We start from the raw sequence: 23,739 nt of genomic DNA, 5'->3' as shown, positions 1-23,739 counted from the left end.
GGAGAAAAGCCATGCCCGAGGACATCCGCTGGCAGCAGCCTTTTGCCAATTTCAGAAATGTCTTTGCGGAGCTGCGCCATGCCGCCGACCTGTACCGGCAGCTGAACATGCTGGAAAAACAGCGGTTGACCCTGAAGGGTCTGAACCGTATCCGTGTGCCGCTGGATGATCTCTGCCTTCCCTGCGCCATCGATCTTGTGGATTACGGGAATATTCAGGATCTGCGGGTGAAGGCGCATCGTTGAAGAATTAAAACTTAGACAGGCCGGATCACCTAACTTTTCAGACCATCGGAAGGAGTTATGGATGGATGAAAAACAAATAAAAATTGAAAGAATTTTTATTTTTGTTCTAATTGTTTTTATGGGAACAGCGCTCAAGGGGACAGGTACCCTTTCCCACGCGGACCCAAAGGAAAAAAAACGGCAAGGCTCTCAGGCGGGCTGGCTTTTTACCACGGAAGGGGCAGACAGGGATCGCCTGTTATCCCAGACCCGTGTGATTGTTGGAATGGGTGTTGTCTCAGCTGGTGTTCTTTATACTATGCCGGAAAGTGTTACCGGCTGGGACCGCTCCGTTCCCGTGAGCCAGCGGCCCGGTGACTGGTGGAACAATGTTTCAAGGCCGCCTGTCTGGGATAATGATCACTGGTTTTTTAACTATGTGGGGCATCCCTATTGTGGTGGTGTATATTATCAGGTGGCAAGGAAATCCGGGTACAGCCAGAGGGACAGCGTGGTTTACTCTGCCTTGATGTCAACTTTTTTCTGGGAGTATGGTCTTGAAGCCTTTGCAGAGCGGCCTTCCATACAGGATCTGATTATCACTCCCCTTGCAGGATGGGTGTACGGAGAGTGGGCTTTCCGCAGGGAAAAAAAAATTCTGGATAATGAAGGCCGCTTTATGGGATCCAGGGGGCTTGGCAGCGTGATGCTTTTTGTACTGGATCCCATTGATCACATTGGCCACTGGATCAATCTGCTTGTGGGCAGGGAATGGATACTGACGGGGAGTGTGGCAGCTGTCAGGCCTGATGTGAAAGACAAAAACAGCTACAGGTCTGACAGCAGAGCATGGATGCTTGCCTTGCAGCGACCTTTCTGAAAAGGCTTCCATTGCTGGTGGCAGATATTTTTCTGATAAAATCTGATGGCAATATATGTGCTCAGTACATTCTATTATTTTAAATACCATCAATCTCAGTGCAGTGATTCAGTTCCGGTGCAAGGCAGTCTGGCTGCTGGCTGGTATGGAAAGATCTATGGCCTCATCCACCTTGTCCCGCCATGCTGAGGGATTGAGAATTCCCTGAAAACGAACTTCTGCATCGTTGGATCCGGCAGAATAAAAGGCAATATCTCCGATGCCAAGAAGTCTTTGCGGAATGCTCTGGTTGAGTTCGATGCTTTTTAAATCCTGTATCCGGATACTCTGCTGATTCCGGGCAATAATGCCCTTATGCCGGGAAATCCGTTTTTCGTCGATGGTAAATTTTAATGAGAATCTTTTTAATGCCGTAAGCCCCAGAAGAAGCAGTCCTGTGGTAAAAGAGATTCCCGAAAGAATGGATTTTATCTGACCTGTAAAGGTAAAAACGATGAAAACAGCGAGAAAAAAGAGGGCGGTGGAAAGGGTGGTAATTTGCCAGTAGCTTCGCCAGGCGGGTCTGAATTCTGAGTACAAATCCGGCATGATATCCTCCTTATTAATTTTTGGAATAAAAAATATGGAGTCATTTCTGAAATCATGGGGTGATGGAATGAATACCCCATCCTGATCTTTTAACAAAAAACGACCGTCCTGTGTGAAAAACAGGACGGTCGTTATGTTTTATTCAATTTTGCCTGTAATTATTGAAAATTACAGAGGTACTACTTTGTCAGCTGCCGGGCCTTTCTGGCCGTTTACAATATCAAACTGAACACGCTGACCTTCCTGAAGCGTTTTAAAACCACTGCTCTGAATAGCAGAAAAGTGTACGAAAACATCTTCTCCGGAATCCGTTGCAAGAAAACCAAAACCTTTAGACTCATTAAACCATTTTACAGTGCCTTCTGCCAATGTCTTCTCCTTAACATCTGTTTGTATCTGAAGTGGTGTTCATCATTGGCAGCATTTATATTTGTATAATCATCGTCAAGATGGTTCCACATCTATTTTGCTTTTGCCAATAGAGTTGCACCTATTGAGGCTTGAACACTAAAGAAAAGTGTCTGGTCTGTCAATGCTTTTTTTAACAAAAAATTGATTTTTTCAATTTTTTATTTTTAAGGAGGCTTCTACCGCATCTTTATTAAATCAGGGCTTCTGTGAAATGTTTAAATTTTAATGTTTTACACTAAGGCTGTGCAGATATGGGTGGAAAAAAGAAGATTGAATGCCCCTGCTCCCGTTTCAAACTGGGAACAATCGTTTCATTGGCTTATGGTACCCTGTTGTCTTTGATCTGCTGAAAATTTTCCCGCCATGAAATGATGCATGCAAGGATGAAATATATAAGGGCTTGCAGCCAGAGCTGTATAAACTCGGGTTTTATGGTGTAAAAATCTGCCCCCATATGGTTGAGTTTGAGAAACCCTCCGATACCCGGTGTCGCTGGCAGGAACTGGGACAGGATGCGGAGCGGTTCAGGAATGGCTTCCACGGGCCATGAAAAGCCTGAGAGGAAAAGGATGGGGATGGAAGTGAACAGAAGGGCCATCATGGCAGAGGCCCTCTCCCTGAACAGGTGACGCAGGCAGAGGCCAAGGCAGATGGTGGCCAGAAGAAAGGGTACAAGGAAGAAAAAAAGTTCCCAGAGATCCGCCCGCTGGGGGTAACGGTATATTCTGAAGAGAATACCGAAAAACCAGACAATGTGCAGGCAGTAGAGGGGGAAATAAACAAAAATACGGCCAAGGGTGCGTCCTGTGGCAGAACTGTTTTCAGGAATAGCTGTTTTGTCCCCGTATTCCCTCTGCGTTCCTCCCAGCATGCCGATACCGATGAGAAGGGTCTGGTGAAGGATGAGTACAAGCACGGCGGGGACGATATAGGCACCATAGCCCCCTGCGGGATTGAACAGGAAAACATTAATCAGGGGCAGGGGGTCCCTTGCGGCCATGGCCTGTTTTTTTGTAAGGCCTGTGGCCGTAAGTCTTTGAATCTCAATACCCGCAGAAAGGGTTCCTGCACTCTGCTGGACGCCCATGGCCACCTGACGGTAAACGAGAAAGTAACTTCCGTCACAGTAAAGGGGGAGGGTGGCTGTCCTGCCTTTGCGGATATTGGGTGTAAAGTCCGGTGGTATGATGAGAATACCGCTGACTTCCCTTTGAATAAACGCCTTTCTTGCGGCCTCAAAATCTGGAAAATGTCCTGCCACCTGAACGGTTTCCGAGGCATCCACCATGCGTGTGAGCTGTCGGCTGACGGGTGTTCTGTCCTGATCCACAATGGCAATGGGAACATTGCGAAGCACCTCGGCCCTGTAAGGCAGGGGATATACGGCAGGGTAGATGAGCTGCACGCCGAAAAAAAGCAGCAGAATGCCCGGGTCTTTCAGGATACGCAGGGCTTCTGCCCGCCATTCTTCAAAAAAACCTTTCATTTACGCCCCCAGTAAGCCGGATTTTTCATGCGGCCGGGCATGAGAATCAGACCTGTGCCTCCGGCCAGAATCACAAAAAGCCACAGGCTGCCAAAGGCATCCATGGAAGCCTGCACAGGTGCCCCCCTGAGGGTCTGATCCACAAATAGACGCAGGTAATGGGTGAGGGGCAGAAGATCCCCCCATATCCTTGCGGCCGAAGGCATGCCCATGGCGGGAAAGGTGACACCCACAAAGGCAAAGGCTGTGCTGGCGTAGAAAGAGGCAAGGCTCAAGGCCATGCGCATGTTGGCACAGACGGCCACGAGAAAAAGGGCCACAGCCTGATAGGCCAGCACCATGCTGCTGGTACCGAGGCGCAGCAGCATTCCGCTGCCTTCCATGGGGACACCCATGCGGAAGAGGAAGGCATTCATGAAAAGACCCCAAGCGCAGAAAATAAGGGTATAGGGGAAAATTTTTGCAAAAACGGCAAGCCATGGACTTCCCCCGGCCTTTTCCAGCCACTCTGCTGCCGTACTTCTGGCCAGTTCCGATCCAAAGGCATAGATGGCAGAGGTAATGACAAACATATGGAGCATGGTGGGCAGAAGAGTAGCCGCAAGAAAATAGAAGTAATTGGCGTAAGGGTTAAAGGGAACACGTACATCCACCCGTATGGGCTGGATATGGCCGATGGCAGCCTGCCGGGTTCTGCCCTCTGCCATATGGCTTTTCAGTTCCAGCCCGGAAGAAAGGGACTGCATGGCCATGGTGGCATCCTTCATGATGAGGCTTGCTGCAATCATGTAGGTGTTGTTCACGTAAAGGACGGTGTTTGGGGCCAGTCCCCTGAGTACATCTTTTTCAAGGTTTTTTGGGATAATAACCAGTCCGTAGGTTTCCCCGCTCTGTATGGTTTGCCTGCCTTCGGTGAAGTTGCTCACAGACAGATGGATGCGGATACCCGGCGTTGCATCCATGCGCCGGATGATTTCCCTTGAAAGCTGCGTATTATCCTGATCCAGAACCGCCACGGGCAGGCTGTGGAGAACCCCCTGGGAGAAAAACCAGGCGATAAAGGCAAAGGATAAGGGGGGCAGTATGAATACCACAAGGATGAGCAGGCGGCTGCGGGCCATCCGGACCAGTTCCCTGCAGAAAACCGCCCGGAATCCTGTTTCAGGAATCAGGGCTTTCAAGGCCGCTCTCCTTCGGGCTGCAGGTCTTCCCATACGACAAGGGCACTCATGCCCGGACGCAGGCCGGGTATGGGATGAAGGGGTCTGGCCCGCACCTCAAAGGTTTTGAGATCAAAATCTCCCCTGGACCGGGTGGCCCGCCAGGTGGCAAAATCTGCCATGGCGGCAATATGGGTGACCTTCAGGGTAAAATGCCTTTCCCCCAGCGCTGGAAATTTTGTGGGAAGTTCATCGCCCATGCGGAAGCGGGTCAGCAGGTCTTCCCTCAGCTGGAAGGTGATCCAGATATCGTTTAGATCCACAAGGGATACCACAGGAAATCCGGGGCTTACCAGCTCTCCCACCTCGGCGTTGATGCTGGATACTTCTGCGGCCAGCGGGGCGGAAAGCCTTGCTTCCCTGAGATAGGCCTCCACTTCGGAGACGGCACCCTCGGCCTGGGCCAGAAGGGCATCCGCCAAAGCCCTGTCTTCCTGTCTGGCCCCGGCAATGGCCATGTCATAGCCTGCTCTGGCCGCTTCTGCCGTTCTTCTGGCTGCCGTCATGCGGGCCTCGGCCTCATCTTTCTGCTGGGCAGGAACAACGCCTTCGCTATGGAGCTTATGAATGCGGGCAAAGGTCCTTTCAGCCAACGTGGCGTTGGCTTCCGCCGTTTGCCAGGCATTGTATGCGGAGCGGATTTCTTCACTTCTGGCTCCGCCGTGGGCTTTTTCCTGCTGGGCAAGGGCTGCCCTTTCCGCAGCCGTCGCCTGACGCAGCTTGGCTTCAATTTCAGGGCTTTCCAGCTCCACAAGAAGTTCTTCCTTCAGTACCCGCTGCCCTTCTTCAATGTGAAGTATGGCCACACGGCCGGCAATTTTGGAAGCCACATGGACCTCGCGGGCCTCCACCTCTCCCTGCAGAATCAGGGGGGGGGGCGTCAGCAGCCGCCATCCTGTTACGGAAAGAGCGGTAAGTATCAGTACCAGAGTAAACAGGGTGGCAATGCGCCGGGGGATGCTCATGGCAGTTCCGCCTCCTTTTCTGCGTTTGTGCGATAGTATTCAAAGTCAGAAATACTGCCCGTTGTCTCAAGAAGTCTTGCAAGAGCCAGATCAAAGTCAAAAAGGGCCTGAAGGTGGGTGATCTGTACCTTGGAGAGGGCCAGCTCCGCATCCACCACATCCAAAGAGGTGGCAAAGCCCTCTTCAAAGGCCCGGGTTCTCACCCTGAGGTATTCCCGGACAAAGGTTCTGGAAACAGCTAAGGTATCAATCTGTTCTATGGCCTGCATCAGTCTCTGATAGCGGCTTTCCACAAGGGTTTCCATATCCCGGATGGCCTGACTGCGAAGCTGGCTGATCTGGTTTTTTACGGAATGGGCGGCCTCTACCCTGCCGGACCGTGAAAAGCCGTCGAAGAGGGTAAAGCGGATACCTGCACCTGCGGCCCATTCCGGCTCCAGTACCGTGAGGTCATCTGTGATCAGGGCCCTTGTGCCAAAAAGGAAAACATCGGGTTTATAGGCACTTTTTTCCTTCTGCATACCCGCACTGGCAAGGGCTTCCTGTTGATGGAGCTGAAGAAGCAGGGGGTTGTTTTTACGGGCTTTTTCCATAAAAACAGCCATATCCGGGATGTTCCGGTAGAAAAAAAGCGGAGACCGGGGCTTTACATCATCCTCGCAGGCAATGAGGGATTTCAGGGCTGTGCGGGCAATCTTCGCATCCCGGAGGGCTTTTTTGTATTCCCTGCGGGCTTCTTCTACGGCCACCTGGGCGTGCAGCCTTTCGGCAAGGGCAATCATGCCCGTTTCTTCAAGGCGTATGGCCTGATGAAGATGCTTTTCCATCCCCTGCACAACCTCCCTGCGAACCTGCACCACGGCATCTGCCAGGCGAACACCATAATAAAAACGGACAAGCTCGCTGAACATCTGATGGGAAAGGGCCTCTTTAGAAGTCCGGGCGAGCTCCAGCTGAACATCCGCTGCCCTGTTGGCTGCGGTGATTTTTCCGCCCGTATAGACGGGCCATGAGAGGGTGAGATCGCTTTTAAGAAAACTTTGTTCCTGCAGTTCATAATGCTGGGGCAGGCTGCCCGTGATGGCTGAGATATCAGGGGGATGCGGTCCAGGATGCAGGGTGTGGATGAGCTGACCTGCTCTGGTGTTCAGGGCCCCCAGTTCCACTTCAAGGGGGGCATTCATATGGGTCCAGGATGCGGAAATCTGAAGCTGGGGATAATAAAGGCCCCGGGCTGCCTTCTGTTCGGCTTCCTTCTGTTCAATGCCGGATCGGGCTGCAGCCAGTCTCTGGTTTTCCTCCATCATCCGTGAAAAGGCCTGTTCAAACTGAAGGGCTTTGGCCCCTGTGGGGATAAAAAACAGCAGGAGGAATGTCAGCATGAGGCCTGTTTTATATCCATATGTCTTCTGACCAGAGTTCATCATTAAGGGTCTCCATGAATGACCGCATAGGGCTGCATTTTTTTTCAAAAGCCGTGTCCCCAGCTACATTAAGGCATGCCCCTTGACTGTCAAGGTTTTTATACGTTCAGCGGAGGGCTTTGGGTATCCAGCGCGCAGGCAAAGGGTGGCGAGGATTTCATGTGGGAGGCGAGACTGCATGCGGCCGTGGGTGGCATTCGGATGACGGTCATGGTGATGGCTGCTGCACTGCAAGATTTTGCCAGCAGGCAGAGCCATTCATAATAGATAGTGTCGATCACAGGCGTGCGGCTGAGATCATAGAAGATAACCCGCGTATTTTTTTTCTGGAGTTCGCCAAGGATTTCCGTAATCAGCCTGTCCGGATCCGAAGGGTCAAGGGCTGTATCGGGTTCCAGAAGAAACCGGCCCTTTTCTATGGGTGTCATGTGAATGCCCGTTACCATGGTTTAATCCGCCTGAGTCCGGCTGACCTGAAAACCTAAGGATCTGAACGCTTCCTTGAGGCCTTCGGACAGGGTGGATTTTGTCTGGATATCTCCCATATTGATGTTCAGGTTGGCAAGGGATCTTGCAATGCAGGGCCGGATACCCGTCAGAATGGCGCGGGCTCCCATCAGTCCTGAAGCACGGATGACCTGTATGAGGTGATGCATGACCTGGGTATCGATGGTGGAAACACCGGTAAGGTCCAGAATGATCACACGGGCCCTGACTTCCTCAATGCGCTGAAGCAGCTTTTCCATAAGATCCATGGCCCTGCTGGAGTCCAGGGTGCCGATTACGGGAAGGGAAAGTACGCCGTCCCATATTTCCGTGATGGGGGTTGCCACGGCCATGAGTTCGTTCTGCTGGGCCTCCACGGCCATTTTCCTTTCAAGCTGATAGAGCCTGAAGGTATCCATGACCAGCTTGTTAAAGAAACGGATGAGATACAGGAGCATCTGACGGACTTCCTCGGAGGGTTCCACCTGTGCGAGAAGGGATTCCAGAAAAAGGTTCTGGATAAACTGGATCAGACGGAAAAAAGCTTCCGCAGAGCCTCCCCGCATCTGTATTTTTCCATGGACCTCCATCATGAGGCGACCCAGAGTCTGGTAGGCAGGGTCGGAGCCTGAAATCTCGCCTTTTTTTAAAATAGATGAAAAAAGGTCAATGAGTTCAAAGGTGTAGTCCCTGATTTCATTTTCATTGAGGTAGCGCTGGCTGGCCAGTGTCTGATCCGCAAATTCTGCAATTTTATCGGCGATGGTGCTCATGTCGATGCGGTCCAGCACTTCAGGGCCAATGGTACTGTAATTGATATCCATGGGTTCCTTCCTTTTTATAATTATTCAGCACATTTTAACTTGAAAAATTGTATTTTAATTTCAAAACATTTGTTCTGGCAAAAGACAATCGGGCTGTTTGTGAGTGACATTGCAATCGTTTCGTCACGAACAAATGGTCCGGTTGTCTATGCACCTGATTAAAGGTATTCGATTTACCAAAGGAAAATTCTGCTAAATCGTTACTCCTTTTTTGGGTTTACAGCGGCTCGCTGTTTATTTCTGTCTGCTGGTCTGTACGGTAATGCATGATAAAAAGACTTTTGTCGTCATGGTCCCGGCCATGGATGTTACCGAGCAAAAAGGCCATAAGCTGCGGGTGGCATCTCTGGATACCGGGCAGGTTTTCCAGTGAATCCTTTCCGTTGATACCATCGGAGCTGCTGGTTATGAGGGCATCTTCAGGCAGCTCAAAGGTGCCGGTCCCCGGAGAGCCTCCGCCCCTGCCCAGTACACCACCGGGAAAATGGGGCTGGTGGGTTCCCAGAGGACTGTGGCAGCGCAGCACCAGATCCCCAAGGCCCGCATAGTCCACGATTCTTTTTTTGGTATCCACCCGAATGGCAAGCCCCATGGCACCCCGGCTGCCGTGGAGCCTCTGATTGAGGGTCGTCAGAATCGCTGCGGGGTCTGATCCGGGCTCAGGCAGCCTGTGAAGGGCCTGGGCGGTTTCGGCGGCATTGCGTCCGTGGCCCAGTCCGTCCAGATGAATCCAGTTGAAAAACCTCTTGTCCGATGCAGTACTTAAGCTGTCACCATTGAAAATATGATCCCTGAAGGCCCTTAAAAACGTACCCGTCCGGAGAGAGCTGTGCAGGGGTGGCTGCATTTTAACGGCTGGATAAAACCGGATCCACAGGGCTGTTCCGCACCAGGACCGCATCCCCGGAGAAATTTTTTTGGTGTAGATATCAAAAATATCGGCAGCCCTTTGGATGGACCCCAGCCCCCTTCCAAGGGTCTGCGCCGTGGAGAAACCATCCTGGAGTGCCCGGTTAAGGTCCGCAATGCCCGGCCCATGGTCCAGGGCAAAAAGATCCAGAGCCGGTGTGGGATGAATATGCTCCCAGATCTGAAGAATGCCGGAGCCTGTGGCAAATTTGACCTGATTGGACATGGCTTCACTGGCGGCAATCTGAATCCGTTCCCTCTGAACCTCATTGAAACCCATGCGCATGGATACAGCACGCAGCCTTGAGCGCACCATGGGTGCGCTTCCCTTTTCCTTTATAAGCTGCTGTGCGATGAGATGCATGATACCCTGCCTTCAGTTCATATATTCCAGCTGGCGTTCTCTGGATGTCCCTGCCATGGAGATGCGTCCCCTGCCATTTTCCTTGGCATGGTAAAGGGCCTGATCTGCTTTGTGGGCAAGAATTTCCGGTGTGTCGTTCTTTTCAAAAACAGCGATACCGATGCTGACCTTTCTGTCCATATCCGAAAGGATACTGCGGGCGATGCGTTCTGCCTGTTCAGTGTCTGCAAAAAGAAGAATGGCAAACTCATCTCCCCCGATGCGGCAGGCCAGATCCTGTCCTTCCCGGATGGCGGTACGCATGGCAAAGGCCATGGAACGGAGAACCTCATCTCCATAGGCATGGCCGAAGGTATCATTGACCTCCTTGAAGTAATCCAGATCCAGAAATATGAGGGAAAAGGGCCGGGGATTATACTGTAGCTGGCGGATGGTTTCGTGGAGCAGGCGATCATAGGCCCCCCGGTTGAAAAGCCCGGTGAGACTGTCTGTTTCTGCCCTTTTGATATAAAGATCCAGCTCCTTTTTTCTGTGCAGGAGCTGCTGCTCAATGGTGCGGATTTCCTTCTGGGCTTCTTCCCGGGCCAGTTGCAGTTTTTTGCGGATGGTTTCATTCTGTATCCGCAGGAGATCCGGATTGCTGGTCTGGCTTTTATCTTTGAAGTCCTGCTGCAGTTTTTCCAGCTCCTTTGATCCGGGGGGGCGGATACCTGAAAGCAGCAAAAAAGTATATCCCTGCCATGAGGCCTGCAGGCTGCCACTCTCAAGGGACAGGGAAACCGTAAGGGATGCCTGTTCAGAGGCCAGAGCCTGTCTCAGTTGAATATTCAATTGGGGAATCCGTATGGCCGATGAAAAAACCGGTCCCTTAAGCCTGTCCGTGGCTTCTAAAATGAGAACGGCAAGCCTTTGAATATCCGGCTCCGTAAGTATGGGAAAGGAAAAAAGACAGGCCATGAAAACTTCCGGTATCAGGGAAAAATCATTCGTGCGGACGCCATGTCCTCTGGGTCCTTGCTGTTATGTTTTTTATTGTAAACACATGTTCCATACGATAGCGGAGCCTGAAAGTCAAAGCCCAAAAAAAGGTGTCTGACTGGATCTGTTGAGGGGGCTGGACAGAACGTTAATAAAACAAGTTATGTGTGCGGTTGTGTCAGGGTCTTCATCAGATGAATGTTGGCTGGTATGGAAAAAACGGGAACCCGCCGTGCGCCAGTTCCTGATATCCCCTTCGGGTTCACTGATCTGTATGGTGCTGCTCTGATTTTTTTTTACGGAAAAACGAAGCATGGCAAGCAGGTAATCCTGATCCTTTTCCAGTATACGCTCCCTGTTGCCTGTCTTGAATGTAACACGGATACGGTGATTGAGGCCGCTGTCCGTCAGTTTTTCCGTTGTGATTTCCCACCCCGGTCCCGGTGACTCAATGAACCTGTCATAGGAAAGGATATAAGGATCATAGGAGAGTACAAAGGAAAAATTTTCCAGATCATTGGGGGCATCCTTGATGAGGATGCGGGTATCGGCTGTACCGCCGCTGAGACCATGGAAGGGTGTTGTAAAGAGATCATTTCCATGGCTGTAAATGGGGGTTCCCAGAAAAAAAATAAATACAAATATAAGGTATCGCATGTTTTTTCCTTGCAGAGGGGAGAAAGAAAGCTTTTTTATATGGCAGCTCTGACCATTTATTTCACCATAACACATCGGGCGGGGATAAGGAAAATATCGGGGACTGTTTTTTTATTTTTTCCAATTCAAAGGGATGTATTTTGATTTCAGGGAAAAAGGGTGATAAGAAGACAGGCGTTTTTATGAAAGCATGTTATGTCCTTCAGCATAATCCTTTTCTATAGTGACAAAATGCCTTTGTTTCTTAAATAAGGTTGTTTTGATGACAGAGGCAAAAAATCAGCTCTGAACATTTCTCTGGAAAGAAGCGATGAAAGATCAACCTCCAAACCGCTTTTCTTTTCGCATTTCTGTGGCCGCAGCCCTTGTTTTTCTCATTCTTTTTTTTATTTTTTCCGGCTTAGGGATATATCAGCTCCATGGAGCCATCCTTGAAGGAAAAGAAAGGGGCTTTTTCGGTCAGGGGATTTCTTCGTTTTTCCCTGTCCATGAAAATCAGGGGACTGCTTCTAACAAAGAAGCGGACGAAAAAGCTCATGGTTCTGATATCATAAATGACATGCATCTGGCAGTATTCTGGATACTTTCCGGGTTCATCTGTGCAATCGTATCGGTTTTTTTTGCTGTTGCGGCCTTTTTTTGGGAAAGATACAGATTGCGCATGTCCCTCGTGGAGGTGAGCAGGGGAATGCAGGCCATACAGCAGGGGGACTTTTCATGCAGAATCCATGGTGCAGGCATGGATGGAGCAGAAGAACTGCTCAGGGCATTTGATGAGATGGCCGCAACGCTGGAACGTTCGGATAAGGCACGCAAAACCCTTTTGGAAATACAGATCAGGCATAATACCCAATGGATTCGTGAGGTGCGGCGCCGGCAGAAATCCCTTGCGCTTCATAAGCAACGACTGGAGGAAAAGGTTGCGGCACGGACCCATGTGCTGGAGACTATTAATACGGCCCTTCGCAGCAGTGTCCGTTCCCTGGAAAGGCGAACCCTTGAGATTACACAGCTGAACCGGCTGGCAGAAGCCCTTCAGAATGCAAAGGATACCAGCGATGCCGCTTCCCTTGTGGTCCGGACCTGCCAGCAGATTTTTCCTTCCGATGCGGGGATTCTTGCTCTGCCTGGTACTCAGGGCCGCATGGAGATTATTGCAGGCTGGGGGCGGGACCGGCCGGATATAGACCATTGTATGGGGGAGGCCTGCCCCTGTAAAAAATCCGCCGCTGACCGGGTATCCGTTTGCGGTGCGGGTGTGGATGGCTGCGAAGAGCTGTGTATTCCCGTGATCCCCAGGGAAGGAAAAGGGGCCATGATGCGCATCCGGCTGCGTCAGATGGCAGATCTTTATGGCAGAAAACAGGCTGCGCGCAGGGCTTTGGCCGGGAGTGTGGCGGGTCATCTGACGGCCTGCCTGACGTCTTTGCATCTGGTGGACAGGCTCCGCAGGGAAGCCGTGACCGACCCCCTTACGGGGCTTTATAACAGAAGATACATGGAAGAGACCTTTGTACGGGAACTTTCCCGGATGAAAAGGGAAAACCTCCCCCTTTCCGTCATCCTCATGGATGTGGATGATTTTAAACTTTTTAATGACACCCATGGCCATGATGTCGGAGATCTTGTTTTGCAGAACCTTGCAGGTGTTTTGAAAAAAGATGTTCGCACCGAAGATGTTGCCTGCCGTTACGGAGGGGAGGAATTCTTGCTGTTACTCCCGGGTCTTTCGGCAGAAGACGGGCTGACAAGGGCGGAAGCACTCCGGAAAAGGGTGGCATCTTCTCCATTGATTATCGCAGAAAATCAAAAGCTTGGTATAACTATTTCCCTTGGAATTGCCTGCTGGCCGGAGGATGCTCCCTCACCCCATGAGCTTATCACCGCAGCGGATAAGGCCATGTATATGGCCAAGCAGGCCGGTAGAAACAGGGTTTGCCGTGCCACTTCCGGGGATTCGGGAGCTGGTGTTTGACAAAGATTTAAAGGTATGGCCTCATGAACCTGGTTTCTCGGGGGAGAGCTTTAGAGGGGAGTATCCGTACCTCAACAGATAAAGGAGGAAGAGCATGGCTGAATTTCTGGATCTTTTAAAAAACCGTCGCAGTGTCCGTAAGTATCAGGATCGCATGGTTTCCGATGCGGAGCTGGAAAAAATTCTTGAATCCGTGCAATGGTCCCAGTCATGGGCCAACACCCAGTGCTGGGAGGTGATTGTTGTAAAGGATGCAGATACAAAGTTGCGCCTTCAGGAGACCCTCGCACCGAAAAATCCTGCAACAAAGGCTCTGGTGGCAGCACCCGTTCTTCTGGTTCTTTGTGGAAAGAAGGCTGCCAGCGGATATTATGATGGCAGGGCTTCCACGGTTTTCGGAGACTGGATGCTTTATGATCTGGGTATTGCCACCCAGAGTCTGTGCCTGACGGCCCATGACATGGGCCTCGGTACGGTGGTGGTCGGTCTTTTTGACCACGGGAAAGCGGCAGATATTCTTGGTGTGCCGGACTCTGTTCAGGTGGTGAGCATGATTCCTCTGGGGTATCCGGATAAAACCCCGAAAGCACCGGAACGAAAAGCCCTATCTGATTTTTCCCATAATGAGCGATATGGCGGTTAGATAAAGGGTCCATCATCACGAAAGGTTTTTTGTGGTGATGGATTTTTTTTATGAAATCCGTTAACTGCAGGTGGGCAGGACAGCGGCCGCAAGTCAAAGGAAAGCCAAACCAGTTGCAGGCGGGTATGGAGAAGGTTGCGTATGCATCAGCAGGCACAGAAATGGTATCTTACCCGACAGACATTTCCTGAGCTCTTTCAGAGAAATGTTCTGCGTTTTCCGGAACGCACGGCCCAGATGTGGAGAAGGGAAAACGGCAGGGATGATGTGGTCCGTCTTCCCTATCGCGAACTTGGAGAGATCGTTCAGGAAATTGGTACAGGACTGCTTGCAGAAGGTATTCAAAAAGGGGACAGGGTTGCCATTGTGGCACCGACTGTTCCCCAGTGGATGTGGGCGGATTATGCTGTTTTATCGACAGGTGCCATTACCGTTGCCATTCATCCGGCTCTTTCCGATTATGAAATGACAGAGCAGATCAGAGATTCAGGGGCGCGTCTGGTCTTTGTCTATGGAAAAACCGTACTGGAACGCCTGCTGGTTTCCGGGACGAAATCTTTAAAATCCATCGTATGGATGGGGCCCGGTGAAAACTCTCCCGAGATTTCATCCCATGCCGCTCATTCCCTGAACCTTGTCAGTCTTAAGGCATTCCGTGAAAAGGGCCGGGATTTTTTTCAGAAGCACCCCCTTGCCTATGGTCAGCGCTGGCGCAGTGTGCAGCCCGATGATCCCATGACCCTGATCTATACCTCAGGCACCACGGGACAGGCCAAGGGCGTTCTCCATACCCATGAATCCATGACCTGCGCCTGTATCCGGGATCTCTGCGCCGTTCCCCTTCTTACGGAAAATGACTGTCTTTTATCCTTTCTTCCTTTATCCCACAGCTATGAGCGTCAGTGTGGCCATGGAACGGCCATGTTTGCCGCCGTACCCATTGCCTATGGTCAGATAGCCTCCCTTGGGGATGACATCAGGCTTTTTAAGCCCACTTACATGATGGGAGTTCCCCATACTTACGCAAAGATTTATGCCCGTGTTGAAGAAACCCTGAAAGGGGCTTTTCAGCGTTTTCTTTTCCGGAAAGCCAAAGCCGCAGGCTTGTCTTGGGTCAGCCGTATCATGGATGCAAAGGGCTGTGTGGATATGGGGGAAGGGAAATCCCGGTCAGGGGGCGTGCTTGTTTCCCTGAATTACAGGATCATGGATTTTCTGGTTTGCCGGAAACTGAGAAAGCGCCTTGGCGGGCGGCTTCGTTTTGTTTTTTCTGCTGCAGGTGCCCTTCCGGAAAGAATCTGTCGCCTTTATATGGCTCTGGGTATTACGATACTGGAAGGCTACGGAGCTACGGAAACCTGCAATTCCGTGACCCTGAATCCCATAGAAGCCGTAAAACCCGGCTCCGCAGGAAGGTTCTGTAAGGGAGTTGAGTACCGCCTTGCCGAAGACGGGGAGCTTCTTGTGAAGGGGAAAAGCCTGTTTAAAGAGTACTGGAACAATCCCATGGCCACAGAGGCGGCTTTTACTTCGGATGGTTTTTACCGTACGGGGGACGTGGTGGAGGTGCAGGAGGATGGCTATCTCCGGGTAATCGACAGAAAAAAGGGGATGCTGATGCTGGCAACGGGCCACAGGGTTGCCTCTGCCAAAATTGAAACCCTTTTTTCCCTGAGCAGCTATATTGAAAAAACAGTAACCATAGGGGATGACAGGCCCTTTCCCGTGGCCCTGATCGTCCCGGATTTCGGTGCTTTCATCCGCATGTTTCGGGCATCGGGTCTTTTTATTGATGAAGGACTTGTAAGACAAGCCGGTGAAGGCTATGAGGTGTCTCCGGAGTTTGTACGGATGCCTGAAGTTGTCGCCATGATTGAAATTGAAATTGCCCTTGTCAATGAAAAACTGCAGGGATTTGAAAAAATAAGAAATTATATGATCCTCCATGAAAATTTTACGATGGAGTCTGGGGAGCTGACGCCGACCCTGAAGGTGCGCAGGGATGTGGTGATGGCCCGCTATGGTGATGAAGTTGAAAAACTCTATAAAAAAGGCCCTGTTCTTGGCTGAGGAGTTTGCATGGAAAGTTATTGTCTGCCTGTGATGGGTGTCATCCGTTCTCCGTTTCACAGCCTTGAAGATATGCCCATTCAGCCCGTGGGTGCTGGAGATGTGAGAGGATATGTGACGGTGAAGCCTGATTTCCATGAAGGTTTGAAAGATCTTGAAGGGTTCAGCCATATTTATCTTCTGTATGTTTTCCACGGGGCGAAACGTGAGCAGATGCGGGTCATCCCTTTTATGGATACGGAGGAAAGGGGGGTTTTTGCCACAAGATCGCCCTTAAGGCCTTCTCATCTTGGGCTTTCTGTCGTGGAACTTCTTTCCGTGGACGGGGGCAGGCTTGAAATTTCAGGTGTGGACATGCTGGATGGCACACCCCTTTTGGATATTAAGCCCTATATTCCTGCCTTTGATCACAGGGACAATGTCCGGTCCGGCTGGATGCAGCATGGCAGGGAAGCGGTGCTTGCCATGCGATCCGATGAGCGCTTTATATGAAAGTATGTGAAAAATGAGGTATGCGGATTCTGCGGCAGAGCTGCAGGTACTGATCCGCCGCCATCCGGAACTCATGCCCTCTGTTTTTTTGCGGGATGATGGGCTGGCGGCGTATTATTATGATGGTTTTTCTTTGCGGGAGCTGCGCTCCGTTTTTAATTCGGACCCGGATCAGGAGCTCTGCGTACGTTTTGGGCTGGGGGCCGGAGAATGGCGGGAGGCCGTTGAAATGGCCCTTGTGGCCCGTTCTGCCCTGGAAAGGCGGAGGACTTTTAAAAAAATATAAAAAAAGGTCTGCAGAAAATCGGATCTGCAGACCTTTCATGGCGCATTGCCCGGAGATTAATTCAGCATATCCCGTTTCAGGCGATTATCTGCGGGTTTATCCCCCAGCCAGATGGCAAAGAGTGCTTTTTTGAAATCAAGGCCTTCGATGCTGCCTCTGGTTGCTCCGTTTTTACTCATGATGACTCCTCGGGTCGGCGTGTAGGCCAGCTCAATGAGATCACCCTCCTTAATTTCATCGCTGAAAAACCCGTTGAGTATATCTATCTGAGTCTGTATCGGGGCGGTGTTGCCGCCTGTGGCAGCTTCAAAGCCTTCATTGATGGCATCCAGCATTCTTTCTCTGGTAATCATGCCCGATGTGATGTGAAGGCGGATGGACATGGAAGCATCCGCATTGATGATGGCGGTTGCATTACTGTTTTTTTCCTGAAGATACAGAGCGCCAACATAGAGGTTCATCATGGCCCTTCTGCGGGTACCCGCACCATTCAGAACGAGGGTGTCTTCCTCAAGGGTGATGGAGGTGGGAAGATCCACACCTCTTACATTCAGGGTAGCCATGGCGGGCATGGCCATCAGGCAGACGGTTAGGAATACGAGAATTTTTTTCATGGAAAACTCCTTTGGTTTGACAGGTTTTATGGGTTTTAAAGTTTTTTTAGTGTATGAATGCCACATATACAGACTCATAGCATAGAATATATTCTGGCTGGCAGAAACTTTTCGCTGCAGGAACCTTAAAATGATTAAAATTATTGGTAAAATCCCCGAATCTGTCCGTGATTGCCTGTGACGGCTGTCCACGCAGCGTAGTGGCCTGGAGGGCTTCCCATAGGCTGCCTGCTGTTTGAATTAAGAGGCTTCCGGTAAATGGCTGATCCGTTTCCAGTGGGTGCTCCTGCCAAAGGCGGGGATGCCGATGTATCCCCGCAGTTCCAGCTGGTCTCCCTTCATCCTGGCCTGCCCCTTATATATTTTACCGTTTTCAGGATCATAGACCTGACCGTCTTTCCAGCCGCCCTTTTCAGCGGTTCTGAAACCCCAGGCAATGGTTAGCCCCAGAATGGGATTGTTTCTTTTTTTAGGATTCGGATTCAGGGCATCCAGCAGCTCTTCACCCTCATCATCCATGGGCTCTTTGAGCCATACAATCTGTGCAGCCCAGCTTTTATTTTCGGGAAGGGGGATGATTTCTACAATGGATTTTCCCCCTTCGGTCTTCCAGAGGCCCGTGGGAGGTTCAAGGGTCTGGGAAAATGCGGGGATGGATAACAGGACAATGAAAAACAAGAGCAGGGGGATACTTCTTTTGTACATGAAAGGCCTCCTTATCCTTTTGGTTGGACGGTGAATCCGTATCTGCAGGATCTGATTGAGAAACATTGTTTACAACAGGAATGACCAAATGGCAAGAAGGTATTTTGCATGAAACGCCAGAAAATGACCGCCTGCTTTTATGTATGAAAAGTTTTTTTGTAACTGTCAGCACAGTTGATTCTGAAATTCCAATACTGCAACTGCAGGAGCTTCGTACTGCAGCAAGGCACCCTGGCTATTTGCAAGTGACATTGCAATCGTTTCGGATCAGAGATTCGAAGGCCTGTGCGAAAGAAGCGGCAAACTGTCTGACCCGCCACAAAGGCAGCGTGATGAAGCCTGCCATGGTAATCAAAAAGCTTATCCTGCCTGTGGCGGGGAGTTTTTGCCGCTTCCGCACAGGGCAAGAAGCTCCCGAATAAGATTGCGTCACAGGCAAATAGTCTGGGTGCCTGTGCATTCGTCTGGCAGGTATGATACTTGGAAAATTGTTCTGAACAATTACACGTTTTTTATGTAAGGAGAAAATGAATTCATGGAAGAACCAGCCCTTTTTTCAGATCTGCAATGGAGCTGAAATTATTTTTTTTCATATAATCCTTAAGGCCCCCAACAATCTCTGAGGTGACCTTCGGATTGATGAAGTTGGCTGTTCCCACGGCCACGGCACTGGCACCGGCCAGAAAAAATTCAATGGCATCATTGGCATTCATGATTCCCCCCAGACCGATCACAGGGATTTTCACACAGGCGCTGGTCTCCCATACCATACGCAGGGCCACGGGTTTGATGGCAGGTCCCGAAAGTCCGCCTGTGACATTGGCAAGCCTTGGTTTTCTTGTTTTTATGTCGATGGCCATACCCGTGAGGGTATTGATGAGGCTTAAGGCATCGGCACCTGCACCTTCAACACTTCGGGCAATGACTTTTATATCCGTTACATTGGGGGAAAGCTTGACGATGAGGGGTTTGCTGCTGACTTGGCGCACGTTTTCCGTCAGGCGGGCTGCAGCATCAGGGTCTGTGCCAAAGGCCATGCCTCCGGCTTTGACGTTGGGGCAGGAGATGTTCAGCTCCAGTGCTGCGATGTCCGGCTCCCTTTCAAGGCGCAGGGCAAGATTTTTGTAATCCTCTTCACTTTTTCCGTACAGGTTGGCAATGACGGGCGTTCCATGGCTTTTAAGAAGGGGCAGCTTGTCCTTCAGAAAGGCTTCCACACCGATGTTTTCAAGGCCTACGGCATTGAGGAGGCCGGATGCCGTTTCCACCACCCTCGGTTCCGGATTTCCTGCCGAAGGTTCCAGGGAGAGGCCTTTGACAACAATGGCACCGATGCGGGAAAGGTCTGCCGCTTCTGCGTATTCAAGGCCGTAACCAAAGGTTCCTGAAGCGGTGAGTACGGGGTTTTTCAGTCTGAGTCCTGCGATGTTCACACAAAGATCCGGCAGCATCTTTATTCCTTGTTTTTTGAAATGTCTTTGAAGAATAGGGCCTTTGGGGGGATAGGGCCTTGCCATAGGCCAGCGCCTCGTTTATAGACGGAAGGGCATCTTTGTGGCAAGAGAAGATGCTTTTTTTAAAAATCAATCCTTATTTATTATCAGGGAGAGGACATGGGCAAGACCATTACAGAAAAGATATTTGATGCTCACCGGGTGGATAATCCGGCAGGAGACATTCAGGTGATCCGCCTGGATGCGGTTTTCTGCCATGAGATTACAACCCCTGTGGCCATCAATGATCTCGTGGCCCGGGGCAAGGATCGGGTGTTTGATCCTTCTAAAATAAAGGCTGTGATTGATCATGTGACACCGGCCAAGGATTCCAAAACCGCAGAGCAGGGAAAAATTATCCGGGACTGGGCCAGACGCCACGGCATAAAGGATTTTTTTGATATTGGCCGCAACGGTGTCTGCCATGCCCTGTTCCCGGAAAAGGGTTTTGTCCGGCCGGGATATACGGTGATCATGGGTGATTCCCATACCTGTACCCACGGTGCCTTTGGTGCCTTTGCCGCAGGCGTGGGCACCACAGACCTTGAGGTGGGAATCTTAAAGGGCGTCTGTGCCTTCAAGGCTCCCCGGACCCTTAAGGTGGAGGTTACGGGCAGCCTGCCTGCCGGTGTGTACGCCAAGGATGTGATCCTTGCCCTCATCGGAGAGCTGGGTGTGAACGGTGCCACCAATAAGGTGATTGAATTCACAGGCCCTGTGATCGAGTCCATGAGCATGGAATCCCGCATGACCCTCTGCAACATGGCCATTGAAGCGGGGGGGACCTGCGGTGTCTGTTATCCCGATGCCGTGACCGTGGACTATCTCTGGCCTTTCATTGAAAAGGATTATCCTTCAAAGGAAGCGGCCCTTGCGGATTATTCTCAGTGGATTTCCGATGCGGATGCGGAGTATGACGGAACCATGACCCTTGACGTCTCAGGTCTTTCTCCCATGATGACCTTCGGGTATAAGCCGGATCAGGTGAAGCCCGTTTCCGAAATGGAGGGTACCCCTGTGGATCAGGTCTATATCGGCTCCTGCACCAACGGACGCATTGAAGATCTCCGGGTGGCTGCCGCTGTACTGAAGGGGGGGCGCATTGCGGATACGGTGAGAGGAGTTGTTTCTCCTGCTACGCCGGAAGTTTACCGTATGGCACTGGCCGAAGGGATTATTCAGATTTTCATGGATGCGGGTTTCTGTGTTACCAACCCCACCTGCGGAGCCTGCCTTGGAATGAGCAACGGGGTTTTGGCCGAAGGGGAGGTCTGTGCCGCCACCACAAACCGGAATTTCAATGGCCGTATGGGCAAAGGCGGTATGGTGCATCTCATGAGTCCGGCTACGGCAGCAGCCACGGCCCTGACAGGAAAAATCTCTAACTCCCTACTGTATACGGGAAAGGAGGCCAGCGCATGAAATCCTTTGACGGTAAGGTGGCCTTTCTGGACCGCTCGGATATCAATACCGATGAAATTATTCCTGCCCGTTATCTTACGGAAATTACCAAAGAGGCCCTGAAACCCTTTCTTATGGAAGACCTGAATATGGAAGGCTTTCATCCGGCTTCAAGTTTTGCCGGGGCTTCCGTTGTTGTGAGCCGGGCCAATTTCGGGTGCGGATCTTCCCGGGAACATGCGCCATGGGCCTTTGAGGTAAACGGTATTTATCTTGTGATCGCCGAAAGTTTTGCAAGGATTTTCCGGCAGAACATGTTTAACTGCGGCATGATGGCTGTGGAGCTGCCAAAGGAAGACATTGATGTGCTTTTTTCCCGTTTTTCTGGAAAGGAAACCTTTGTTTCCGTGGATCTGGAAAAGGGGCTTTTTGTTTTTAAGGCGGGTGAGGATACCCTTGAAATTGGTTTCAGTGTTTCGGAATTTGATAAAAGTCTGGTCAAGGCCGGAGGCTGGGTGGATTTTGCGGATAAAAACTACTGATGTTTCTCCGTCCGTCTGATTACAGACCGGCATAAAAATTGGTCGAAAATTCCCTTGAAGCAGGGAGCGGCATTGCGCCGTTTCCTGCTTTCTGGTACATGGAGAAGATTGCATTTGCTCCATGGTGGAGCGCAGCAGCGGTGGCAGCCGATTACCGGAGACAGAATGAATGGAAGAGGCAGGCAGACTTAAGGTTCCACATACATTCCCATCCCTTGTCATTGATTCATTTTTTGTCTTAGGTCTTTTTTCCGCCCTGATGTTCCGCATCCTGATCTTATTTACCCAGTGGCAGGTCCACTGGTTCCGGCCAGTCTGGTATGCCGGGGTGGTGGGCTATGTTTTTTTCTTTGCCTTCCGCTACTACATTTCCCGCAAAAGACGAAAAGTCATTGCAGATTACAGGCTGGCGGAAAAACTAAAAGACGAGACCGCCTTAAGCAGGGAAGACAGGGATGCCCTTTTGTACATCGTAGATTCCATCCGCAAATCCCGTGAAAACATCAATTATCTTTTTATCTTCGGCCTTTCATGCCTTGCCATCCTTCTGGACCTGTGGATGCACTGGTAGCCATTGAAAAGGGGGCATGGGCTGTATCGTCATGCAAAGGGAGATCAATATGAATACTGTCCGGATGCCGGAACTGGTACTTCTGGATTTTGGTGGTGTTATTGCAGAGGAGGGTTTCAAGGCGGCCATGGTGGACCTTGCCCTTGAACAGGATAAAGATCCCGAATCCCTGAAACGTATGGCCTTTGATCTGGTTTATGCCACGGGTTTTACCACTGGGAAAATCCGGGATAAGGATTTCTGGCAGGCCTTGAGGGAACAATCCGGTATTGTTGGCAGTGATGAAGCCCTGACAGCCTTTGTGCATGCCCGTTTTGTTGTGCGTCCATCCATGCTCTATCTTTCCGCCCGCCTTCGCTTGAAGGGTATCCGCACAGCCATTCTCAGTGACCAGACCCACTGGCTGGAAGAGCTGGATGCACGGGATGGTTTTTTCCCTTGTTTTGACAGGGTTTTTAATTCTTATTATGCGGGTATCACCAAAAAAGATACGGATTTTTTTCTTCAGGTTCTTGATGCCATGGACACGACGCCGGAAAAGACGCTTTTTGTCGATGATCACAGGCCCCACGTGGAGAGGGCTTTAAGCCTTGGCATGGATGCCATCTGGTATCAGGAGGAGGAAGCTTTCAGGGAAGAAGTGCAAAAACGCTTTCCCTTCGTTCTTTTTTGATTCGCCATAAAAGGAGACGGCAAGATGGGAGAAAAGCCCTTTGAAAGATTGTGGCCGGAGGAGGTTGCATCCTATATCCGGAGCCACAGGGAAAAAAATTATCTCCTTGTGGATGTGCGGGAGGACCATGAATATGAAAAAGAGCATATTCCCGGTGCCCTGCATCTGCCCCTGAAGGATGTGACATCAAGGATCGGAACACTGGTGAAGGACAGGGCCCGTGAGGTGATTTTCTACTGTGCCCGTGGGGTGCGGTCGGAAGCCGCTGCCTTTATGGGAAGGGATGCCCTTGGGGAAAGTATCCGTCTTTTCAGTATGACAGGGGGTATTGCAGCGTGGGAAGGGCAGATTCTTGATCATCCCCCGGACCTTTCGCTCTTTTTCGGGTCAAAAATGCAGGGAACGCCACTGGAACGGGCCATGGCTCTGGAAAAGGGGGCCGAGCTTTTTTATGGTTTTCTGGCTAGCCGCTGGGAAAAAGGCCCCTTGGGTACCTTTCTGGCCGGAATGGGAGCCGAAGAGGTGGCCCATGCAAAAATTCTCTGGCGTTTTATGAAAAAAGAAGGTTCCTTTGAAACCGTCTATGGGGCGCTCAGCACGGAATTTACCGAGGGCGGGGAATCTTTGGAAAGCCTTCGGGCAGGCATCCTCGGCCTTAGCGAAGGAGACTGTATCAAGGTGCTTGAAACGGCCATGGGTGTGGAGCTGATGGCCTATGATCTGTACAGAAACTTAGGAGAAACCGCACAAGGAGAGGAAAGGGATGCCTTTATGACGCTGGCACAGGCAGAAAAAGCCCATATGGTACGCCTTGGAGAGGCCTTTGCCCTTTGCGGAGCATCCGGATAAAGGATTTTT

The 23,739-nt window shown here is 50.9% G+C and carries 27 protein-coding genes; 13 read left to right on the top strand and 14 right to left on the bottom strand.

The features are described 5' to 3' along the window. Window positions 1-11: 11 nt before the first annotated feature. The gene (locus LZ24_RS00695; protein WP_144681282.1) at window positions 12-245 is read left to right on the top strand and encodes a hypothetical protein; all 234 of its coding nucleotides are present in this window, start codon (window positions 12-14) and stop codon (window positions 243-245) included. 61 nt (window positions 246-306) lie between these two features. Further along, window positions 307-1,104 carry a DUF3943 domain-containing protein gene (locus LZ24_RS00690; RefSeq protein ID WP_144681280.1) on the top strand — a complete coding sequence of 266 codons (798 nt, stop codon included), beginning with the start codon at window positions 307-309 and terminating at the stop codon, window positions 1,102-1,104. 108 nt (window positions 1,105-1,212) lie between these two features. Here LZ24_RS00690 and LZ24_RS00685 read toward each other — a convergent pair whose 3' ends face one another. The 11 genes from LZ24_RS00685 to LZ24_RS00635 all read right to left on the bottom strand — a co-directional run bounded on the left by LZ24_RS00685 (window position 1,213) and on the right by LZ24_RS00635 (window position 11,416). Continuing rightward, entirely contained in the window at window positions 1,213-1,692 is a 480-nt protein-coding gene (locus LZ24_RS00685; RefSeq protein ID WP_144681278.1) for a PH domain-containing protein, read from the bottom strand. Window positions 1,693-1,860: 168 nt separating this feature from the next. After that, window positions 1,861-2,061 (bottom strand): cold-shock protein, encoded by a 201-nt coding sequence (locus LZ24_RS00680; RefSeq protein ID WP_139446061.1) that lies wholly within the window; start codon window positions 2,059-2,061, stop codon window positions 1,861-1,863. A gap of 361 nt (window positions 2,062-2,422) precedes the next feature. Beyond that, window positions 2,423-3,589 (bottom strand): ABC transporter permease, encoded by a 1,167-nt coding sequence (locus LZ24_RS00675; RefSeq protein ID WP_144681276.1) that lies wholly within the window; start codon window positions 3,587-3,589, stop codon window positions 2,423-2,425. Next, window positions 3,586-4,770, bottom strand: coding sequence for an ABC transporter permease (locus LZ24_RS00670; protein ID WP_186442844.1), 1,185 nt, complete (start codon window positions 4,768-4,770; stop codon window positions 3,586-3,588). Before LZ24_RS00670 ends, LZ24_RS00675 begins: the two co-directional genes overlap by 4 nt. Beyond that, window positions 4,767-5,774 (bottom strand): HlyD family secretion protein, encoded by a 1,008-nt coding sequence (locus tag LZ24_RS00665; RefSeq protein WP_144681272.1) that lies wholly within the window; start codon window positions 5,772-5,774, stop codon window positions 4,767-4,769. Before LZ24_RS00665 ends, LZ24_RS00670 begins: the two co-directional genes overlap by 4 nt. Next, window positions 5,771-7,156 carry a TolC family protein gene (locus tag LZ24_RS00660; protein ID WP_186442843.1) on the bottom strand — a complete coding sequence of 462 codons (1,386 nt, stop codon included), beginning with the start codon at window positions 7,154-7,156 and terminating at the stop codon, window positions 5,771-5,773. The genes LZ24_RS00665 and LZ24_RS00660 overlap by 4 nt, the downstream gene beginning before the upstream one ends. Before the next feature lie 140 nt (window positions 7,157-7,296). Further along, window positions 7,297-7,644: a hypothetical protein gene (locus tag LZ24_RS00655; protein ID WP_144681268.1), complete on the bottom strand. Its 348-nt coding sequence runs from the start codon at window positions 7,642-7,644 to the stop codon at window positions 7,297-7,299. Between the two features lie 3 nt (window positions 7,645-7,647). Beyond that, window positions 7,648-8,508, bottom strand: coding sequence for an STAS domain-containing protein (locus tag LZ24_RS00650; RefSeq protein WP_144681266.1), 861 nt, complete (start codon window positions 8,506-8,508; stop codon window positions 7,648-7,650). Window positions 8,509-8,725: 217 nt separating this feature from the next. After that, complete coding sequence (locus LZ24_RS00645; protein ID WP_144681264.1) at window positions 8,726-9,781, bottom strand: ATP-binding protein; 1,056 nt, start codon at window positions 9,779-9,781, stop codon at window positions 8,726-8,728. Between the two features lie 12 nt (window positions 9,782-9,793). Then, window positions 9,794-10,738 carry a GGDEF domain-containing protein gene (locus LZ24_RS00640; protein WP_144681262.1) on the bottom strand — a complete coding sequence of 315 codons (945 nt, stop codon included), beginning with the start codon at window positions 10,736-10,738 and terminating at the stop codon, window positions 9,794-9,796. A 114-nt stretch (window positions 10,739-10,852) separates the two neighbouring features. Then, on the bottom strand, window positions 10,853-11,416 hold the full coding sequence (locus LZ24_RS00635; RefSeq protein ID WP_144681260.1) for a cohesin domain-containing protein: 564 nt from the start codon (window positions 11,414-11,416) through the stop codon (window positions 10,853-10,855). Window positions 11,417-11,726: 310 nt separating this feature from the next. Here LZ24_RS00635 and LZ24_RS00630 point away from each other — a divergent pair, with 310 nt between their 5' ends. The 5 genes from LZ24_RS00630 to LZ24_RS00610 all read left to right on the top strand — a co-directional run bounded on the left by LZ24_RS00630 (window position 11,727) and on the right by LZ24_RS00610 (window position 16,882). After that, a complete protein-coding gene (locus tag LZ24_RS00630) occupies window positions 11,727-13,391 on the top strand; it encodes a sensor domain-containing diguanylate cyclase (protein WP_144681258.1) in 1,665 nt (554 codons plus the stop codon). Window positions 13,392-13,485: 94 nt separating this feature from the next. Beyond that, window positions 13,486-14,034: a nitroreductase family protein gene (locus LZ24_RS00625; protein WP_144681256.1), complete on the top strand. Its 549-nt coding sequence runs from the start codon at window positions 13,486-13,488 to the stop codon at window positions 14,032-14,034. A 141-nt stretch (window positions 14,035-14,175) separates the two neighbouring features. Beyond that, on the top strand, window positions 14,176-16,104 hold the full coding sequence (locus tag LZ24_RS00620; RefSeq protein ID WP_144681254.1) for an AMP-dependent synthetase/ligase: 1,929 nt from the start codon (window positions 14,176-14,178) through the stop codon (window positions 16,102-16,104). A 9-nt stretch (window positions 16,105-16,113) separates the two neighbouring features. Beyond that, window positions 16,114-16,596: a tRNA (N6-threonylcarbamoyladenosine(37)-N6)-methyltransferase TrmO gene (tsaA, locus tag LZ24_RS00615; protein ID WP_144681252.1), complete on the top strand. Its 483-nt coding sequence runs from the start codon at window positions 16,114-16,116 to the stop codon at window positions 16,594-16,596. A gap of 13 nt (window positions 16,597-16,609) precedes the next feature. Next, entirely contained in the window at window positions 16,610-16,882 is a 273-nt protein-coding gene (locus LZ24_RS00610; protein ID WP_144681250.1) for a hypothetical protein, read from the top strand. 56 nt (window positions 16,883-16,938) lie between these two features. Here LZ24_RS00610 and LZ24_RS00605 read toward each other — a convergent pair whose 3' ends face one another. Together LZ24_RS00605 and LZ24_RS00600 are read right to left on the bottom strand one after the other, a co-directional pair. Continuing rightward, window positions 16,939-17,496, bottom strand: a complete 558-nt coding sequence (locus LZ24_RS00605; RefSeq protein ID WP_144681248.1) for a chalcone isomerase family protein — start codon at window positions 17,494-17,496, stop codon at window positions 16,939-16,941. A 240-nt stretch (window positions 17,497-17,736) separates the two neighbouring features. Then, window positions 17,737-18,201 carry a DUF2147 domain-containing protein gene (locus tag LZ24_RS00600; RefSeq protein WP_186442842.1) on the bottom strand — a complete coding sequence of 155 codons (465 nt, stop codon included), beginning with the start codon at window positions 18,199-18,201 and terminating at the stop codon, window positions 17,737-17,739. Window positions 18,202-18,266: 65 nt separating this feature from the next. On the opposite strand from LZ24_RS00600, the gene LZ24_RS00595 reads away from it, so the two are divergent. Beyond that, a complete protein-coding gene (locus LZ24_RS00595; RefSeq protein ID WP_144681244.1) occupies window positions 18,267-18,623 on the top strand; it encodes a hypothetical protein in 357 nt (118 codons plus the stop codon). Window positions 18,624-18,734: 111 nt separating this feature from the next. On the opposite strand, the gene LZ24_RS00590 is transcribed toward LZ24_RS00595, so the two are convergent. Beyond that, complete coding sequence (locus LZ24_RS00590) at window positions 18,735-19,652, bottom strand: dihydroorotate dehydrogenase (protein WP_144681242.1); 918 nt, start codon at window positions 19,650-19,652, stop codon at window positions 18,735-18,737. Window positions 19,653-19,814: 162 nt separating this feature from the next. On the opposite strand from LZ24_RS00590, the gene LZ24_RS00585 reads away from it, so the two are divergent. The 5 genes from LZ24_RS00585 to LZ24_RS00565 all read left to right on the top strand — a co-directional run bounded on the left by LZ24_RS00585 (window position 19,815) and on the right by LZ24_RS00565 (window position 23,730). After that, a complete protein-coding gene (locus tag LZ24_RS00585) occupies window positions 19,815-21,116 on the top strand; it encodes a 3-isopropylmalate dehydratase large subunit (protein ID WP_144681240.1) in 1,302 nt (433 codons plus the stop codon). Further along, window positions 21,113-21,637 carry a 3-isopropylmalate dehydratase small subunit gene (locus LZ24_RS00580; protein ID WP_144681238.1) on the top strand — a complete coding sequence of 175 codons (525 nt, stop codon included), beginning with the start codon at window positions 21,113-21,115 and terminating at the stop codon, window positions 21,635-21,637. The genes LZ24_RS00585 and LZ24_RS00580 overlap by 4 nt, the downstream gene beginning before the upstream one ends. Window positions 21,638-21,806: 169 nt before the next feature. Continuing rightward, window positions 21,807-22,208 (top strand): hypothetical protein, encoded by a 402-nt coding sequence (locus LZ24_RS00575; RefSeq protein ID WP_144681236.1) that lies wholly within the window; start codon window positions 21,807-21,809, stop codon window positions 22,206-22,208. Between the two features lie 49 nt (window positions 22,209-22,257). After that, window positions 22,258-22,881: an HAD family hydrolase gene (locus tag LZ24_RS00570; protein ID WP_186442841.1), complete on the top strand. Its 624-nt coding sequence runs from the start codon at window positions 22,258-22,260 to the stop codon at window positions 22,879-22,881. Between the two features lie 24 nt (window positions 22,882-22,905). Further along, window positions 22,906-23,730: a rhodanese-like domain-containing protein gene (locus tag LZ24_RS00565; RefSeq protein ID WP_144681232.1), complete on the top strand. Its 825-nt coding sequence runs from the start codon at window positions 22,906-22,908 to the stop codon at window positions 23,728-23,730. Window positions 23,731-23,739 lie beyond the last annotated feature (9 nt).

It is taken from the genome of Desulfobotulus alkaliphilus, from assembly GCF_007830435.1.
Lineage (GTDB): Bacteria > Desulfobacterota > Desulfobacteria > Desulfobacterales > ASO4-4 > Desulfobotulus > Desulfobotulus alkaliphilus.
The sequence above is the reverse complement of the archived record's forward strand: the minus strand, read 5'-3'. Positions and strand labels throughout refer to the sequence as shown.